The 1,340-nt window shown below is 58.1% G+C and carries 1 pseudogene; it reads left to right on the top strand.

Annotation, left to right across the window (positions count from 1 at the left end):
* Window positions 1–517: 517 nt before the first annotated feature.
* Window positions 518–776, top strand: a pseudogene (locus FJ950_RS29390) (type II toxin-antitoxin system ParD family antitoxin); the annotation flags it as partial.
* Window positions 777–1,340 lie beyond the last annotated feature (564 nt).

Genomic DNA, 1,340 nt, shown 5'->3' with positions numbered 1-1,340 from the left:
GTTCAAATCCTGTCCCCGCAACCAAACAAAACGGCCCGCCTGGCTCTATGCCGGCGGGCCGTTCGCGTTCCGATCTCTCCGCACAGAAATTCGAACCCATCAGCCCCCCAAACCAAGCCAACAAAACCTCACAAAGAAAACGGCCGCCAGAGTCCAAATCGGCGGACCGTTGCCTATCCGGATCGCCGTGGAGTCGATCCACTCTGTTCAGGACCGGCAAAAAGGCGCCGCCGACGCGCGGGACAAATCAAATCAGCGAAGGCCATGGGGACGGGGTTCAAGATCGATGGCCGCCAAGCATGAACAGATTGGCCGGTTGGGCTTTAACTCAGCTGGTCTCCTCACATGCTTTCGGATGCCGGTAGCACGGGCTGCGGCCCTCCGCTCCACAGAACTGTCCCAATCGTTATTTCAATTCTGCCGGATCGGGTGACCCCGCTTGAGCGCGTGGTGACGGTGAAACGCGTTCGAGGCGGCAGAATACTCCTCTGCCACATAATATCTTCCAGGAGGTGCCATGCCCAATTACGCTTTGAACGACCACCATGAGCAATTCATCAAGCGGCAACTCGAATCAGACCGCTACAACAATGCCAGCGAGGTTGTCCGCGCCGGCCTACGCATGCTCGATGACTTCGAGGCGGAGCGGCAAAAGTGGTTGCGCGAGGAAATTCCCGCACGCCTGGCGGCTCCAGCAGAATCCGACGAAGGGAATTCCAGCCGAAACGGTCTTTTCCAGCCTCGAAGCGCGCCATCGCGCGAAGCAGGCGAAGGCCTATTACGAACGGAATATCGGATCGTCTTTCATCCCGCAGCACAAGCCGAACTCCAACAGCTCTACGACGGCATAGCCGAGCGGCCGTCGCCAGCAATCGCCTGGAATTTTGTCGTGGTATCCAGGAACCATTGTCTCGGCTTAGCGACTTTTCCACAGCGAGGCACTGAGCGGCTCGAGATCATGCCTGGGCCGCGGATTGTTGGTTGTCGGCGGGCGGTCAGCATTGCCTTCGCGATCAAGGATGAGCAGGTGCTGATCCCAGGCATCTTCTACGCGGGTCGGAACATCACCGGAATTGCTGGAGAATCGGCGCTGAAAGCCGCTCGGGCGAGGTCCGTGGGCGGGCAGCAGTCTTCAAAGCGAAGCATGCCAGGCGTCGGGTCAAAGTGGAAACCCACGCATAAACAACCGTTGAAAGCGACGGGGGAATTCAGCCTAGCCAACTCACGAATTTCAGCCCCGTGGATATCTCCACGATAAATCGAAAAAACATTTGGGAACGGTGTTGACAGTTTTGGTTGGTGGCGACTATATACGCCTCACGAACGAGGGCGGTGCGCCG

It is taken from the genome of Mesorhizobium sp. B2-3-14 (assembly GCF_006442175.1).
In the GTDB taxonomy this organism is placed as follows: domain Bacteria; phylum Pseudomonadota; class Alphaproteobacteria; order Rhizobiales; family Rhizobiaceae; genus Mesorhizobium; species Mesorhizobium australicum.
This window is presented reverse-complemented; position numbering and strand designations above follow the sequence as displayed.